Source organism: Micromonospora sp. NPDC002575 (assembly GCF_042889525.1).
GTDB classification, from domain to species: Bacteria; Actinomycetota; Actinomycetes; order Mycobacteriales; family Micromonosporaceae; genus Micromonospora; species Micromonospora carbonacea.
In genome coordinates this window covers 293084-308563 of the sequence record NZ_JBIARA010000002.1, presented here as the reverse complement: position 1 = coordinate 308563, position 15480 = coordinate 293084, and the positions used below count along the sequence as shown (strand labels likewise).

At 72.4% G+C, this 15480-nt stretch carries 13 protein-coding genes; 6 read left to right on the top strand and 7 right to left on the bottom strand.

Annotated features, from left to right (window positions below; all coding sequences use genetic code 11):
* Positions 1–2: 2 nt before the first annotated feature.
* The 4 genes from ACFYWL_RS04815 to ACFYWL_RS04800 form a co-directional block, all read right to left on the bottom strand.
* Positions 3–893 carry a carbohydrate ABC transporter permease gene (locus ACFYWL_RS04815; protein WP_386967405.1) on the bottom strand — a complete coding sequence of 297 codons (891 nt, stop codon included), beginning with the start codon at positions 891–893 and terminating at the stop codon, positions 3–5.
* Positions 894–961: 68 nt separating this feature from the next.
* On the bottom strand, positions 962–3337 hold the full coding sequence (locus ACFYWL_RS04810) for an extracellular solute-binding protein (protein ID WP_386967402.1): 2376 nt from the start codon (positions 3335–3337) through the stop codon (positions 962–964).
* Positions 3334–4305: a ribokinase gene (locus ACFYWL_RS04805; protein WP_386967400.1), complete on the bottom strand. Its 972-nt coding sequence runs from the start codon at positions 4303–4305 to the stop codon at positions 3334–3336. Before ACFYWL_RS04805 ends, ACFYWL_RS04810 begins: the two co-directional genes overlap by 4 nt.
* 163 nt (positions 4306–4468) lie before the next feature.
* Positions 4469–5062 carry an LOG family protein gene (locus ACFYWL_RS04800; RefSeq protein WP_386967398.1) on the bottom strand — a complete coding sequence of 198 codons (594 nt, stop codon included), beginning with the start codon at positions 5060–5062 and terminating at the stop codon, positions 4469–4471.
* 267 nt (positions 5063–5329) lie between these two features.
* Here ACFYWL_RS04800 and ACFYWL_RS04795 point away from each other — a divergent pair, with 267 nt between their 5' ends.
* From ACFYWL_RS04795 to ACFYWL_RS04775, 5 genes are all read left to right on the top strand, one after another.
* Complete coding sequence (locus ACFYWL_RS04795; protein WP_386967396.1) at positions 5330–6250, top strand: dihydroorotate dehydrogenase; 921 nt, start codon at positions 5330–5332, stop codon at positions 6248–6250.
* 75 nt (positions 6251–6325) lie between these two features.
* A complete protein-coding gene (locus tag ACFYWL_RS04790; RefSeq protein ID WP_386967393.1) occupies positions 6326–6775 on the top strand; it encodes a hypothetical protein in 450 nt (149 codons plus the stop codon).
* Positions 6776–6798: 23 nt separating this feature from the next.
* The gene (locus ACFYWL_RS04785; RefSeq protein ID WP_386967391.1) at positions 6799–8061 is read left to right on the top strand and encodes a Zn-dependent hydrolase; all 1263 of its coding nucleotides are present in this window, start codon (positions 6799–6801) and stop codon (positions 8059–8061) included.
* Positions 8058–8912 (top strand): hypothetical protein, encoded by an 855-nt coding sequence (locus ACFYWL_RS04780; RefSeq protein WP_386967388.1) that lies wholly within the window; start codon positions 8058–8060, stop codon positions 8910–8912. The genes ACFYWL_RS04785 and ACFYWL_RS04780 overlap by 4 nt, the downstream gene beginning before the upstream one ends.
* Positions 8899–10146: a dihydroorotase gene (locus ACFYWL_RS04775; RefSeq protein WP_386967385.1), complete on the top strand. Its 1248-nt coding sequence runs from the start codon at positions 8899–8901 to the stop codon at positions 10144–10146. Before ACFYWL_RS04780 ends, ACFYWL_RS04775 begins: the two co-directional genes overlap by 14 nt.
* 33 nt (positions 10147–10179) lie before the next feature.
* On the opposite strand, the gene mmsB is transcribed toward ACFYWL_RS04775, so the two are convergent.
* The 3 genes from mmsB to chvE all read right to left on the bottom strand — a co-directional run bounded on the left by mmsB (position 10180) and on the right by chvE (position 14206).
* Positions 10180–11433, bottom strand: a complete 1254-nt coding sequence (mmsB, locus tag ACFYWL_RS04770; RefSeq protein WP_386967383.1) for a multiple monosaccharide ABC transporter permease — start codon at positions 11431–11433, stop codon at positions 10180–10182.
* Positions 11433–12968, bottom strand: coding sequence for a multiple monosaccharide ABC transporter ATP-binding protein (gene mmsA, locus ACFYWL_RS04765; protein ID WP_386967380.1), 1536 nt, complete (start codon positions 12966–12968; stop codon positions 11433–11435). The genes mmsB and mmsA overlap by 1 nt, the downstream gene beginning before the upstream one ends.
* Before the next feature lie 95 nt (positions 12969–13063).
* Positions 13064–14206, bottom strand: a complete 1143-nt coding sequence (chvE, locus tag ACFYWL_RS04760) for a multiple monosaccharide ABC transporter substrate-binding protein (protein ID WP_386967377.1) — start codon at positions 14204–14206, stop codon at positions 13064–13066.
* Positions 14207–14437: 231 nt separating this feature from the next.
* On the opposite strand from chvE, the gene ACFYWL_RS04755 reads away from it, so the two are divergent.
* A complete protein-coding gene (locus ACFYWL_RS04755; protein ID WP_386967375.1) occupies positions 14438–15466 on the top strand; it encodes a serine hydrolase in 1029 nt (342 codons plus the stop codon).
* The last annotated feature ends 14 nt before the right edge of the window (positions 15467–15480 follow it).

Genomic DNA, 15480 nt, shown 5'->3' with positions numbered 1-15480 from the left:
GGCTAGTCCTTCCCGGGCAGCAGCCGGAACTGCGCGGCGACCACCACGATGACGATGCTGACGAGGACGACCGTCGCCGCGGCCGAACTGCCGGTGTCGGCCAGCGTGTAGGCGCGTTCGAAGATGAAGTTCATGATGAGGTTGGTCGATCCCTCCGGCCCGCCCTGGGTGAGGATCCGCACCGGGGCGAAGACCAGGAAGTTGGCGACGGTGTCGGCGACGAGGACGAACAGCAGGGGCCGGCGGATGCCGGGCAGGGTGATGTGGACGAACTGCTTCCACCCGCCGGCGCCGTCGAGGTCCGACGCCTCGTAGAGGCTGCGGGGGATCTCGTGGATGCCGGCGACCAGGAAGGTCATCCAGTAGCCGACGCCGACCCAGCTGCACAGGATGACGATCGACATCAGCGCGGTGTCCGGGCTGACCAGCCATGGCACGGCCGGGATGCCGAGCGCGTCGAGGAGCCCGTTGAGCGGACCGTCCGGGCGGAACAGCACGCCCCAGACGATGGCCGACACGGTCTGCGGGACGGCGATGGGCAGCAGGATCAGCGTGCGCCAGAGGCCAACCAGCGGGATGTGCCGGGTGAGCAGGACGGCCAGGAACAGCGCGACGGCGATCTGGAACGGGTTGACGACCAGCGAGAACAGCAGGGTGACCTTCAGCGAGCCGAGGAACGCGGAGTCGCCGAACAGGTAGGTGAAGTTGGCCAGCGAATACTCGCCGAGCCGGTTCGTCACCGCGGAGGTGACCGCCTCGGTGGACGGGACGAGTCGTAGGAAGACCAGACCGGTGAGGGCCGGCAGGAGGAACAGTCCGGCGGTGCCGAGCGTCCGCAGGCGCGCGCGGTTGCGGCTGCGACCAGCTCGGGGGCGCGGGGGTGCTTGTGTCACGTTCGTGTCTTTCCGACTAGGGACTCCCGAGCCCCGGGCGGCGTGACCCGCCGCCCGGGGCGGGCGCGCTACTTGTACTGGGACAGCTGCCGGGAGAGGGCGTCCTGCGCGGCGGCGAGGATCTGCGCCGGGTCGCCGCCGTTGCGGATGTCGGCGAACGCCTTGTTCACGATCGTCTCGAAGTCGACGTACCCCACGGAGGACGGCCGCCGGACCGCGTGCTCGTCGGTGTCGGTGGTGAGCAGGGTGCCGTACTGGGTGGTCTGCTTGGGTGCGATGCCGTCGATGTAGTGGATGTACTTCGGGTACGCCTTCTGGTTCACCGGCGGCAGGTTGAACTTCGTCGACGCGGACGTCGCGCCGTCCGTGGACAGCGACAGGTAGCGGGCGAACTCCTGCGCGGCGGTCGGGTGCTCGCTGAAGTTGCTGACCCCGACGGCCCACGAGTCGGTCGGCGTGACGACCTTCCCGCCGGCCGCGTACGGCAGCGGGGCCATGCCCCACTTGTCGGCGAGGGCGCTCTTCTGCAGGTCGGTGATGCGGGCCGGGCCGGCGACGTAGAAGGCGACGGACCCGTTCTTGAACAGGTCCGGCATCTGCGCCGACGCCAGGCCACGGGGGGACAGGCCGGAGGAGTAGAGCTTGCCGTACCAGTCGCCGAAGGCGCGCCACTGCGCGGTGTCGACGGCCGGGGTGACGTTGCCGTCGCCCTCCAGCCCGGCGCCGCCGCCCATCGACATGATCACGGGCTGGAGGGCGTAGTAGGCGTCGACCTGCTCGAAGGCGAAGCCGTACTGGGCGCCGGCGGCCTTGGCCTTCGTGGCGGCGGCCAACGTCTGGTCCCACGTCCAGCGGCTGGCGTTGTCCGCCCCGGGCTCGTCGATCCCGGCCTTGGCGAGCAGGCTCTTGTTGTAGAAGAGGAAGTTGTCGCTGGTCCACAGCGGGTAGCCGTACTGCTTGCCGTCCCAGGTGACCGAGGAGATGCCGCCCGCGGTCAAGCTGTCCTTCATGGCCGGGGCGTCGGCGGAGACGTCCCGGAGGAAGCCCTGGGCGGCGAGGCTGGGCAGGCGCGGCGGGTCCACCGCGATGACGTCGATGGAGCTGTCCTTCGAGCCCAGCCGCGCCTGGGTCTGCGCCGCGATCTCGGCGAACGGGATGATCTGCACCTCGACGTCGATGTTCGGGTGCTCCTCGTGGAAGGCCGCCACCGCCTCGTCGAAGACGCCCTTGTGCGGCGTGACGAACGTGATGGTGGCGTCCGCGTTGGGATCGTCACTGGCGGAGGAGCCGCAGGCGCTCAGCGCCAGGGCGGCGACCGCCAGCGTGGCGCCGGCGATCCGGCCGACCTTGTTTGTCATGGTATGGTCCTCTTTCGATAGGGGGCCCCGGGTGTCGCCAACGACTGCCATCTGAGTCGACACCTGGTGGTTCTCTCTGTGGTGCGTGGTGCAGCCGCAGGAGCGGCGCCGGAGGAGCTGGGTGTCGCACACGATGTGCCTCCGCTCCGCCGTGCTCGTGGGTCGCGTCAGGGCGACCGCGTGCCGCGCGATCTCGGCCAGCGGCTGGCCGACGGTGGTCAGCGGCGGCACGCTGAACAGGGACTGTTCGGTTCCGTCGAACGTCACGACGGCCAGGCCGCTCGGCACCGCCACGCCGAGGTCGGCCGCGGCGGCCAGGACGCCGAGGGCCTGCATCTCGTCGGTGACGAGCACCGCGTCGGCCGTCCCGCGCTCGAACAGGGCGACCGCCGCCTGGTAGCCGCCGGCCCGCGAGAACGGCGCCTCGAAGAAGAGGCTCTCGTCGTTGGGCAGGCCGTGCGCCTTGAGGGCCTTGCGCCACCCGCCGATCCGCTCGACCGAGGTGAACAGGTGCGACGGTCCGGCGATGACGGCGATACGGCGGTGGCCGTGCGCGATGAGGTGTTCGGTGGCCATGGCGGCGCCGTCGAAGTTGTCGACGACGACCGAGGCGATGTCGGAGAACCTGTCCCTCCGGTCGAGGGCGACGACAGGTATCCCGGCCCGGATCGCCGCCTCGACCGGTGAGTGGTGCCCCACCCCGACGTACAGCAGGCCGTCGACCTGCCGTTCGACGAAGCTGGCGATCAGCCGGGCCTCCCGTACGGCACTCTCGGCGGAGTTGCCCACCAGCAGGACCTGCCCCTCCCGGAAGACCTCGTCCTCGATCGCCCTGGCCAGGGCGGAGAAGAACGGGTTGGACACGTCGGGCACGACCAGGCCGAGCACGCCGGAGCGGCCGCCGGCCAGGGCCTGCGCGATGGCGTTGGGTCGGTAGCCGGTGCGCTCGATCGCGTCGAGGACGCGCTGGCGGGTGGCCGGCGCGACCGCGCGCGGCCCGTCGTTGACGACGTAGCTGACGACCGCCACCGAGGTGCCCGCCTCGCGGGCGACGTCCTGCCGGGTCACCCGGCGTGGTCCGGTCATCGCGGTGCCGCCTCGCGGCGCAGTACGTCGGCGGCCTGCTCCCGGGTCGGGTAGGCCGAGGCGGCACCGGGCCGGCCCACGGCCAGGGAGGCCGCCGCGAGGCCCCAGCGGGTGGCCTCCACCAGGGACTGCCCCGTCGCGAGCGCGGCGGCCAGGGTTCCGGTGAAGCAGTCACCGGCCCCCGTGGTGTCGGTGACCACGGCGGGGAACGCCGCCAGGTGGCGTGCCGTCGGCCCGTCCGCGAGGACCGCGCCCGCAGCCCCGAGGGTGACGACCGCCGACCGTGCTCCGGCGGCGACGAGGCGGCGGACCATGCCGAGCGCGTCGTCGACGTCCCCGACGCTGGCCGGCACGCCGTCGAGCAGTTCGAGCAGGTGGCCGGCCTCGTGTTCGTTGACCACGAGCGGATCGGCGTGGCGCAGCGTCTCGGGGTCGACCGGGATGACCGGGGCCAGGTTCAACACGAATCTCGTGCCCGCCTCGTCGGCCGAAGCCGCCGCCCAACCGATGACCCGGGACGGCACCTCGCCCTGGACCACCACGACCGCCGGCGGCGTCGCGTGGTCGCGGAGGCACATGTCGACCATGGCCCGGTCGATCCGGTCCACCGGCCCGGGCTCGACGATGATCAGATTCTCGCCCGTCGCCTCGACCACGACGGTGGCCCGGCCGGTGTGCCGACCCCGGACGACACCGACCCGCGCGACCGAGACGCCGTGGGCGCGCAGGTCGTCCCGGACGGTCGCCGCGCTGTCGTCGTCGCCGACGACACCGAGCAGTTCGCAGGAAACGCCCATCCGGGCGACGGCCACCGCCTGGTTGGCGCCCTTACCGCCGAGCCCGTCGCGGGCGGGGCCGGAGATCACCGTCTCACCCCGCTTGGGCAGCCGGGGGACGTCCAGCGCGCGGTCGTGGTGGACCGAGCCGATGACCAGGGCTTTTGGTGTCTCCCGCACCAAGTCGATCATTGGGGCGTTCCTTCCGGCCGGCGTGAGGTCCGTAATCTACGCGCGTTGATCCGTGCCGTCAACGGTTGTGGAAGAGGCGTTTCCAGCCTGGTTGCGGCTGGTGGGGCACCGAGCGCGGCCGGCGTGAATGCTCGCCGAGGAGGTCGGGCGAGTGGGCCGGGGGTCAGGAATCGGCCGGCGGCGCTGCGGCGTCGGGCGCTGCCGGCCCGCTGTCGCGGCCCGGCGCGGACCCGGCGCAGAGGGCGGTGACCTCGCGCGCCGTGGCGACGGTGGCGACGAGTTCGTGACGCGGCTGCCGCAGAAAGCCCTGCGCGGCCATCTGGTCGAGCTGCCGCAGGAACGGGTCGAAGAAGCCCTGCGCGTCGAGCACCGCGCACCTGGCTCGGGTGAGGCCGAGCCGCCGCAGGTTGACCGCCTCGGCGATCTCCTCCAGGGTGCCGGGGCCGCCGGGCAGCGCGACGACGACGTCGGACAGGGCCAGGATGCGGGCCCGCCGGGCGGGGCGCGACGTGGCGACCTCCACCCGGGTCAGCCCCGGATGCGGGGTCTCGTCGCCCTCGCCGGGTGGGGCCAGGATGCCGGTCACCCGGGCGCCGTGGGCCAGCGCCGTCCAGGCGGCGAGCCCCATGATGCCGTCCGCGCCGCCGCCGTAGACGAACTCGCCACCGGCATCGGCCAGTGCCGAGACCAGCGACACCACGACGGGATGCAGCTCCTTCCGTCCGCTGGCCGCGCCGCCGTACAAACCGACCCGCACGGGTCCTCCAAGGGGGTGGGTGGGCTGGTCGGCCGCGCCGGGGCGGTCGCGGTGGGATCGCGGGTCGCCACCCGACGGTGGGCTTGACATGCCGGAGAGGGCGGCCGATACTCCGTAGCCTACTTATGGAAGCACACTTTCCGCCATGCGGAAAGGGCGTGCGGGTGTTCGACCGAGGGAGTTGGAGTGCAGCCACCAGCCCGGGAACCGGGGCCGCCCGAAGCCCTCACGGACCCTCTCTGTGCCGACCCCAGCATCGACCTGGCCGTGCGTCTCGGGGGCCTCGCCCTGACCTCTCCGGTGATGCCCGCCTCGGGCTGTTTCGGCCCGGAGTTGGGCCGGCTGCTCCCCATGCGGGAACTCGCCGCCGCCGTCACCAAGACGGTCTTCCTCCAGCCCCGCGCCGGCAACCCGGCGCACCGGCTCACCGAGATCCCGGCCGGCGTCGTCAACAGCGTCGGCATCCCCAGCCGGGGCCCGCGCGGCTTCCTCACCCACCAGTACCCCGACTACCAGGCGCTGGCAGCCCCGACCATCATCAGCATCGGCGGCCACTCCCCGGCGGAGTACGAACAGGTCGCGGAGCAGCTCGACGGGGCCGGAGCCGGGTACGAGATCAACGTCTCCTGCCCCAACCTCGACACCGACGGCCGGGACATCGGCGCCGATCCGGCCGCGCTCTTCGAGACCGTGTCCCGGGTACGGGCGGTCACCGGCAAGCCGATCATCGCGAAGCTGCCCGTGATGGTCGCCTCCATCGCCGAGTGCGCCCGTGCCGCCCAGGAGGCGGGCGCCGACGCGGTGTGCGTGGCCAACTCCGTCCCGTCGCTGCCCCTCGAACCGGGCAGCCTGAAGCCGGCGCTCGGCAACCACGTCGGGGGGCTCACCGGCCCGCACATCCGACCCATCGTCCTGCGGCTCGTCTGGCTCGCGGCCCGGGCCGTCGACGTGCCCGTCATCGCCTGCGGCGGAATCGCCACCGCCGACCACGCCCTGGAGTACCTGTCCGTCGGCGCGTCGGCCGTGCAGGTCGGCACCGCCAACTTCAGCCGCCCCACCGCCATGGTCGACGTCGTCCGTGGCCTGCGCTCTCGGTGCCGCGCGGCGGGCGTCACCACGCTCGCCGCCCTGCTCCGCGGCGACGTCGCGCCCGTCCGGCCCGCCGCGACGTCACCCACCCCCGCCTGACCCGCGTGCCGGCGCACGCTCGCCCAGCCCGCAACGCCCGGCCGCCACCGGGCGTCGACCAGGAACGAGGAACCCATGCCCGAACTCGCCGACCTCTCCGCGCTCACCGCGCCGCTGATCCGAACCGACGGCGCCGAGCGGTGGTTCGACCTCGGCCGCGACCCGCTGGCGTCGATCCGCCTCGGCGACGCGCTCGCCGCCATCCTCCGCGCCCGCGCCGTGACCGCCGTCCTGCACTGGGAAGGCGAGGAGGAGGCGGTGCTCGCCCACGTCGTCGCGGCTGCGATGCGCACCCCCCGGGTCACTGTCGTCCAGGAACGCGGTCTCCTCTTCACCTCCGCCGACCTGCCCGACAGCTCGACCGTCGCCCTCGTCGCCACCCGGTTCACCAGCACCCGGACCCCGACGCCGGTCGCCGCGATGATGCGCGAGCGGGGGCACCGGCTCGACTGCTCGATCACCCTGCACCCGCCCCGACTGCACCTGCCGGCCCCGCAACACCGGTCCACCCCCGACGGTCACTAGCCGCCCCGACAGCCAGGAGCACCATGTCCACCCTCGCCACCGTCCCCGCCCTGCAGCCGGCCTGGCTGGAGGAGACACTGCGGCGGTTCGCCGCCCTGTCCGAACCCGGCGCGGGGGTCTCCCGCCTGGCGTACACGCGCCTCGAACGCCAGGCCCACGACCTCTTCGCGTCCCTCCTCGCCGAACTCGGCATCGCGTCGTACACCGACGCCGCCGGCAACACCATCGGCGAGCTGGCCCCCGACGCCGAGCCCCGCCATGGCGCGATCGGCACCGGTTCCCACCTGGACAGCGTCCCGCACGGGGGCGCGTACGACGGGACCGTCGGGGTGGTCGCCGCGCTCGCGGTGGCCGCCGCCGCGAGCGCCGGACCCCGCCCCCGGCACCGCCCGTGGCGGTTCGTCGCCTTCGCCGCCGAGGAGGGCGCCCGGTTCGGGCAGGCGTGCAACGGAAGCCGGATCGTCGCCGGCCTCACCGGCCCCGCCGACCTGCGTCAGCTCACCGACCGCACCGGCACGACCATGGCCGCCGCCATGACCGAGTGTGGCCTGGCCCCGGAGCGGATCGACACGGCGCTATGGGAGCCCCGGGACTGGCGGGCCTTCGTGGAGCTGCACATCGAACAGGGCACCGTGCTCGAGCACCGGCGGGTGCCCATCGGGGTGGTCGACACCGTCTCCGGCTCGACCCGGCTGCGCGTGTCGCTGACCGGGGTGGCCGCGCATACCGGCGGCACACCGATGGACAACCGCCGCGACGCCCTCACCGCCGCGTCCGAGTGCGTGCTCGACTGCGAACGACTGGCCGTGGCCGCCGCCGAGGACAACACCCGGATCACCGTGGGCACGCTCACCGTTGAGCCCGGCGCGATCACCGTCATTCCCGGCCGGGTGGTGTTCACCGTCGACGTGCGGGAGACCGACTACGGCCGCCAACGCGCGGCGGCGCACGCCGTCGCCCAGCGGTGCCGCACCGTCGCGGCGCGGCGCGGCGTCGACGTCGAGGTGGAGGAGCTGGCCGACACCCCGCCGGTGAGCCTGTCCCGCGAGGTGGCGGCGGCGGCCCGCGCCGCCGCCGCCTCGCGGGGACTGCAGGTCGAGACCCTGGCCAGCGGCGCGAGCCACGACACCCAGCAGATCAGCCGGCTCATGCCCGCCGGCATCGTCTTCGTCCCCAGCCGCAGCGGGCTGTCCCACTCGCCGGAGGAGTTCAGCACCGCCGACCAGATCGCCACCGGCGCCGCCGTGCTGCTGGAGACCATGTACCGGCTGGACGCGACGGAATGAGCACGGTGCAACCGTCGGCCGCCCTGGCCGTGCTGCCCACCCGCGACCGACCGATGCCCGCCTGCGACCCGGCCGTCGTCGTCGGCCACACGCTGCTCGCGCCGGCCATCGTCCGGCTGGTGCTGCGCGCGCCCCGCGTCGCCGCGACCGCCCAGGCCGGCCAGTTCGTGATGCTCAGCGTGCCGGAGTCGACCGGGGAGCTGATCCAGTTGCCCCGGCCGATGGCCGTGCACCGCCGCCGGACCAGCGGCGACATCGAGGTGGTCTACAACGTCCAGGGGCGGGGAACCGAGGCGCTGAGCCGCGTCCGCACCGGTGACAGTCTCCTGGTCACGGGACCCCTCGGCCGTGGCTTCGACCTTCCCGCCACCGCCGGGCCGCTGCTGGCGATCGGCCGGGGGATCGGGGTGTGCTCGTTCATGACCCTCGTCGAGGACGCCAGCGCCGCCGGCATCCCCAGCACCGTGGTTCTGAGCGCCCGCACCGACGGGCGCGTCATCGGCCGCTCCGACTGCGCCGAGCTCGGCGTCGAGGCCATCGCCGTGACCGACCTCGACGGCACCAGCACCGTCGAGGGGCTGGGCCGCAGGCTGGTCGCCCGGTTCGCCGACCGGACGCCCGGACTGGTCGTGGTGTGCGGCTCCCACCGGCTCACCGCACTCGCCATGGCCCTGTCGTCGCGGTGGCGGGCGCCGTTGCAGGTGTCCGTCGAGGCGCACATGGCGTGCGGCCTCGGCTACTGCCACGGCTGCGCGCTGCCCCGCCCGTCCGATCCGGCGCGGGAGGGACCCCTCGTCTGCGCCGACGGGCCCGTCTTCGCGGTGCGCAGGAGCCCCGGTGCACCGGCTTGAGGGCGTCCGGCTGACGCCGGACGGGCCGCTCGTCGACATCACCGTCGCCGATGGCGCGATCGGCGCGATCGAGCCCAGCGGCAGCGAGCCGCCGGCCGTCGCGCGGATCGTCCTGCCCGCCCTGGTCGACCTGCACACCCACCTGCGGGATCCCGGCCACCCCGAGGCCGAGGACCTCCGCTCGGGAACGGCTGCCGCGGCGGCGGGCGGGTATTCGGACGTGTTCGCCATGGCCAACACCGCACCACCCACCGACCGGGTGTCCAGGGTGGCCGACCTGCTGGCGCGCGCCCCACGCGGGACCACCCGCGTCCACCCGGTGTCCGCGGTGACACGCGACCTCGCCGGCAGGCGGCTCGTGGACGTGCCGGCGCTCGTCGCGGCCGGGGTGCGGATCTTCTCCGACGACGGCCGCTGCGTCGCCGACCCGGGCCTGGTCCGGGCGATGCTGGAAGCCAGCCGGGAGCTCGGCGTCGTCTTCGCCCAGCACGCCCAGGACCCCCTCGCCGCCCGCGCCGGAGTCGTCAACGCCCGGGTGGCGGCCCGGGCCGGCGCGGCGCCGTGGCCGGCGGCCGGCGAGGAGCGCGTCGTCGACCGGGACCTGTCGATCGCCGCCGACACCGGCGGGCACCTACACGTCTGCCACCTCTCCACCGCCGGCTCGGTCGAGCTGATCCGGCAGGCGAAACGGTCGGGCATCCGGGTCACCTGCGAGGTAACCCCGCACCACCTCGTCCTGGACGACGAGGCGGCGCTGCGCGCGGGCGGCGCGCTGAAGGTCAACCCCCCGCTGCGGGCCGCCGCCGACGTGCTGGCCCTGCGCGCCGCGCTCGCCGACGGCACGATCGACGTGGTCGCCACCGACCACGCGCCGCACCCGGCGGCGACGAAGACGCGCGGGTGGGCCGACTCGGCGTTCGGGCTGACCGGGCTGGAGACGGCCCTGTCCATCGTCGCCACGGTGCTGCGCGCACCCGACACCGGTCAGGTCGACTGGGCGCGGCTCACCGAGGTGCTCTCCGTCGTGCCGGCCCGCATCGGCGGGATCGCGCACCGGGCGGGCCGGCCGGTGCGGGCGGGGGAGCCGGCCGACCTGTGTGTGGTCGAGACAGGCGTCCCGCAGCGCATCCGCGTCGACCGCCACCGCAGCCGGTCCCGCAACAACCCGTTCGGGGGCTGGACCGTGGGCGAGCGGGTGATCCGCACTCTCGTCGGCGGTCGCGTCGCGCACTGACCGCGACCGCCGACGGGACCCGGCCCACAGGCGTCAGCGCGTCGACCCGGCGCGGCGCTTGTTGTAGACGTCGAACGCGACGGCGACGAGCAGCACCAGGCCCTTCACCACCGACTGCATCGACTGGTCGACGCCCATGAGCTGCATGCCGTTGCTCATCACGGCCATGATGAGGCCGCCGACCATCGCGCCCACGACCGTGCCGACCCCGCCGGTGACCGCCGCGCCGCCGATGAACGCCGCGGCGATCGCGTCCAGCTCGAACATGTTGCCGGCGGCGGGCTGCGCCCCGTTGGACCGCGACGAGTAGATGATCCCCGCCACGGCCGACAGGAAGCCCATGTTGACGAAGACCCAGAAGTTGACGGTCTTCACCTTCACCCCGGAGAGCATGGCGGCGGGGAGGTTGCCGCCGATCGCGTAGACCTGGCGGCCGAACACGGTGCGCCGGGTCAGCAGCCCGTACGCGAGGACGAGCACCGCGAGGATGATCAGCACGATCGGCAGGCCCCGGGCGTGCGCCAGCTGCCAGGCGAAGTACATGACGACCGCGCCGACCAGCACGACCCGGGCGACGAACAGCGGGAACGACTCGACCGGCTGCTGGTAGCGGATGCGCGCCACTCGGGTGCGGAAGCCGCCGACCGCGTACCCGGCGACCGCCACCGCGCCGATGAGCAGGGTGAACGCGTCGAAGCCCTGCCCGCCGAGCAGCCCGTTGAGGAAGCCCGCCGCGATCTGCTGGTATTCGGCCGGGAACGGCGACAGCGAGATGTTGTCCAGCACCCGCAGGGTGAGGCCGCGGAACAGCAGCATGCCGGCGAGGGTCACGATGAATGCGGGGATGCCCGCGTAGGCGACCCAGAAGCCGTGCCAGGCCCCGACGGCGAGGCCGACGGCCAACGCGGCCAGCACGCCGAGCCACCACGGGTGGCCCTGCTGGATCACGAGCACGGCGGAGACCGCGCCGGTGAGGGCGACCACCGAGCCGACCGACAGGTCGATGTGCCCGCCGATGATCACGATGACCATGCCGATGGCGAGCACCAGGATGTAGGAGTACTGCAGGACGATGTTGGTGATGTTGCCCGGACTCAGCGAGACGCCGTCGGTCAGCACCGCGAACAGCGCGACGATGACCACGAGGGCGACGAAGATGCCGCTCTGGCGCAGGTTGCGCATGATCAGCGTACGCGGATCGCTGGTGCCGGTGTGCAGGGCGAGGGCGGGGGCGGCCTCGTCGGTCGACGGGCGCTGCCCGGGGGAGGAGGATTTGATGTCGGTCATCAGGCCGGTTCCTTGTCCTTCGCCATGAGCTGCATGAGCTTCTCCTGGGTGGCCTCGCCCGCCGGCAGCTCGCCGGTGAGCCGGCCCGCCGCGAGCGTGTAGATGCGGTCGCACATCCCGAGCAGCTCCGGCAGCTCGGAGGAGATGAGCACGACCGCCTTGCCCTGCGCCACGAGCCGGTTGACGATCGTGTAGATCTCGAACTTCGCCCCGACGTCGATGCCGCGCGTCGGCTCGTCGAGGATCAGCACGTCCGGGTCGGTGAACAGCCACTTCGACAGGACGACCTTCTGCTGGTTGCCGCCGGAGAGCTTGCCGACCGTCGCCATGACGCTGGGCGCCTTGATGTTCATGTCGCGCCGGCTGGCCTCGGCGACCCGGATCTCCTCGTTGTCGTGCACCCAGCCGAGGCGGGCGAGCTTGCCCAGCGCCGCCGCCGAGACGTTGTGCCGGATGTCGTCGATGAGGTTGAGCCCGTAGCGCTTGCGGTCCTCCGTGGCGTACGCGATGCCGTTGCCGATCGCCTCGGCGACGGTGCGCGCCCGGATCGGGCGGCCGCGCAGGAAGAGCCGGCCGCTGATGTCGCGCCCGTACGACCGGCCGAAGATGCTCATGGCCAGCTCGGTGCGCCCGGCGCCCATGAGCCCGGCGATGCCGACGACCTCGCCGGCGCGGACGGTGAAGCTGACGTCGTCGACGACCGTGCGGTCCTGGGTGGGGTGGCGCACCGTCCAGTTCTCCACCCGCAGCACCTCCTCGCCGGGGGACGACACCCGGTCGGGGTAGAAGCTGTGCAGGTCGCGCCCGACCATGCCGCGGATGATCCGGTCCTGGGTCACCTCACCGGAGCGCACGTCGAGCCGCTCGACCGTACGCCCGTCGCGCAGGACGGTGATCGAGTCGGCGATCGCGGTGATCTCGCCGAGCTTGTGCGAGATCATGATGCAGGTGATGCCCCGGTCGCGCAGCCGCCGCAGCAGGTCGAGCAGGTGCGCCGAGTCGACGTCGTTGAGGGCGGCGGTCGGCTCGTCCAGGATGAGCAGCTTCACCTTCTTCGACAGCGCCTTGGCGATCTCGACGAGCTGCTGCTTGCCGACGCCGAGCGCCGCGATCGGCGTCACGGCGTTCTCGCGCAGGCCGACGGACTCCAGCAGGGCCGCCGCGTCGGCGTTGGCGCGGTTCCAGTCGATGAGGCCGCTGCGCCCGCGCCGCTCGTTGCCGAGGAAGATGTTCTCGGCGATCGACAGGTGCGGCACCAGGGCCAGTTCCTGATGGATGATGACGATGCCGTGGGCCTCGCTGTCGCGGATGCCGCGGAAGTGCACGGGCCGGCCGTCGAAGACGATCTCGCCGTCGTAGCTGCCCGCCGGGTACACCCCCGACAGCACCTTCATCAGGGTGGACTTGCCGGCGCCGTTCTCGCCGCAGATGGCGTGGATCTCGCCGCGCCGCACGGTGATCGAGACGTCCTGGAGCGCCGCCACCCCGGGGAACGTCTTGGTGATGGTGCGCATCTCGAGGATGGTGTCGCTCACGGGCATCCTCCCGCTGTTCGGGTTCGTCGGGGGCGTCGCCGGCCGGGCCGGCGTCCGTCGGGCCCGGGGGTCGCCCGGGCCCGACGGAGACCGGGCTACTTCTTGGCCTGCCCGGCGGCGACCTCCTCGGCCGTCCAGTAGCCGGAGTCGACCAGGACGGGCTTGATGTCGTCCTTGAAGACGGTCTGGATCGGCAGCAGGTACGCCGGGACGACCTTGACCTTGTTGTTGTAGGTGGTGGTGTCGTTGGCCTGCGGCTGCTTCTCCTGGAGGAACGCCTCGGCGGCGATGGCGGCCTGCTCGGCCAGCAGCCGGGTGTCCTTGAAGACGGTGGAGTTCTGCACGCCGTCGTTGATCAGCTTGATCGAGGCGATCTCGGCGTCCTGGCCGGTCACCACCGGCAGCTTCTTCTTGCCCGCGCCGTAGCCGGCGTTCTGCAGGGCGGTGATGATGCCCCGGGAGATCCCGTCGTACGGCGACAGCACGCCGTCCACCGTGGACCCGTCGTTGTAGCTCGACGTCAGCAGGTCCTCCATCCGCTTCTGCGCGGTCTCCTGCTGCCACCGCAGGGTGGCGGCCTGCTCGATCTTCGTCTGGCCGGACTTCACCTTCAGCGTGCCGTTGTCGAAGAACGGCTTGAGGGTGTCCATCGCCCCGCCGAAGAAGTACTGCGTGTTGTTGTCGTCGAGCGAGCCGGCGAACAGCTCGATGGTGAACGGCCCGGTCGCCGTGCCCTTGGAGCCGTCCTTGTTCTGCAGGCCGAGGCCGACGAGCAGCGCGGTGGCCTGGGCGACGCCGACCTTGTAGTTGTCGAAGCTGACGTAGAAGTCGACGTTGGGGCTGCCGAGGATGAGCCGGTCGTAGGAGATGACCGGGATCTTCGCCTGGGCGGCGGCCTGGAGCTGGCCGCTGAGCGCCGTGCCGTCGATCGAGGCGATGATCAGGACGTCCGCGCCCTGCGTGATCATCTGGTCGATCTGCTGCGACTGGGTGGGGATGTCGTCCCCGGCGTACTGCAGGTCGACCTTGTAGCCCTTGGCCTGCAGCTTCTCCTTCACCGCGTTGCCGTCGGCGATCCACCGCTCCGAGGTCTGCGTCGGCATCGAGACGCCGATGGTCAGGTCGGTGGGCTTCTTGTCGGCGGTGTCGCCGCCCCCGCCGGCCCCCTCGCCGCTGCACGCCGCGATGCTGAGCGCCAGCACGGCGCTGCCGAGTGCCATCAAGAATCTTCTGGACACAGGCTTCCCTCCCAGGACCTCGTGCCGAAAGTGCGGAGCGTGTCCACGCCCCGGTCAGTGTTAGCGCTCACATCCGCCTTGGTCAACATGTTTCGGGAAATGCCGGGGTCACGTTCTCGTAACAGCTCCGACCACTTCGGACCCGGATCGGTCGGAGCAGGGACGACCTTGCGGGACACCGTTTGATCGACAGGTCTGAGAGCATCGTGGACGACCACTGGGGAGGCTCACATGATCAGCAACGTCACCCGCCGGGCCGCGATCGGGATGGGCGCGGCAGCCGCCGCGCTCGCCGCCACCGGCCGGCCCGCCGCCGCCGAGGGGCGGGCGCCCGCCGCGCCGGCCACGGGGATCCGCGCCGCAGGCGGCGTGGAGGCGATCCGGCAGACCTACCTCCAACAGAAGGCCGCGGCCGGCGGCGTGTGGCACTCGCACATCGCGATGGTCGACCGGTCCGGCGCGCTCGCCACCGTCGTGGCCGACGACGCCGACCGCGTCACCCACGGCTACAGCGTGCAGAAGCTCGCCGTCGCCGTCGCGGTGATGGACAAGATCGATCGCGGGCAGCTCCGGCTGGACCAGCGGCTCGACCTGACCGCCGACATCATCCTCGGCGGCAGCGGCATCTACTTCCTGCAGACCGTCTGGGGCGACCAGGTCACCGTCGCCAACTTCCTCACCGCGATGCTGCTCGTCTCCGACAACACGGCGGTGCGGATGTGTGGCCGGGTGGTGCCGGCGCTGGAGATCAACGACATCCTCGCCGCCAAGGGGTTCGCCCACACCCGCGTCGAGCCCGTCGCCAACCCGAACCGGTTCTACCTCGGCGTCACCACGCCCCGCGAGACCCACGACCTGCTGTGGCGGCTGGCCAACAAGACCATCGTGAGCCCCCGGTCCGCCGACTTCCTACTCGGCATCCTGCGCTGGATCAACGGCTACCACGACGGCGTCCGGCACACCATGTCCTCGGCCGAGCGCAGCCGGGTCGCCACCAAGTACGGCGCCGACTACGACGAGCTGGGCGCGGCCCGGCACGAGGCCGGCATCATGTTCGATCCGGCGGGCGCGCCCACCCTGACGTACGCGCTGTTCGCCGACTCCCTCGGCGACCTGGACAACTACGGGTCGACCCACCCGGCGGTGAAGGCGCACGCGGTCCTCGGCCGGACCATGTTCGACGCGATCTGCGCCACCACCAACCGCACGGCCCGCGCCCGGCACCACGTCGCGCCGTTCCGCCCGGTCGACGGCGGCTGACCCCGCGCCGGCTG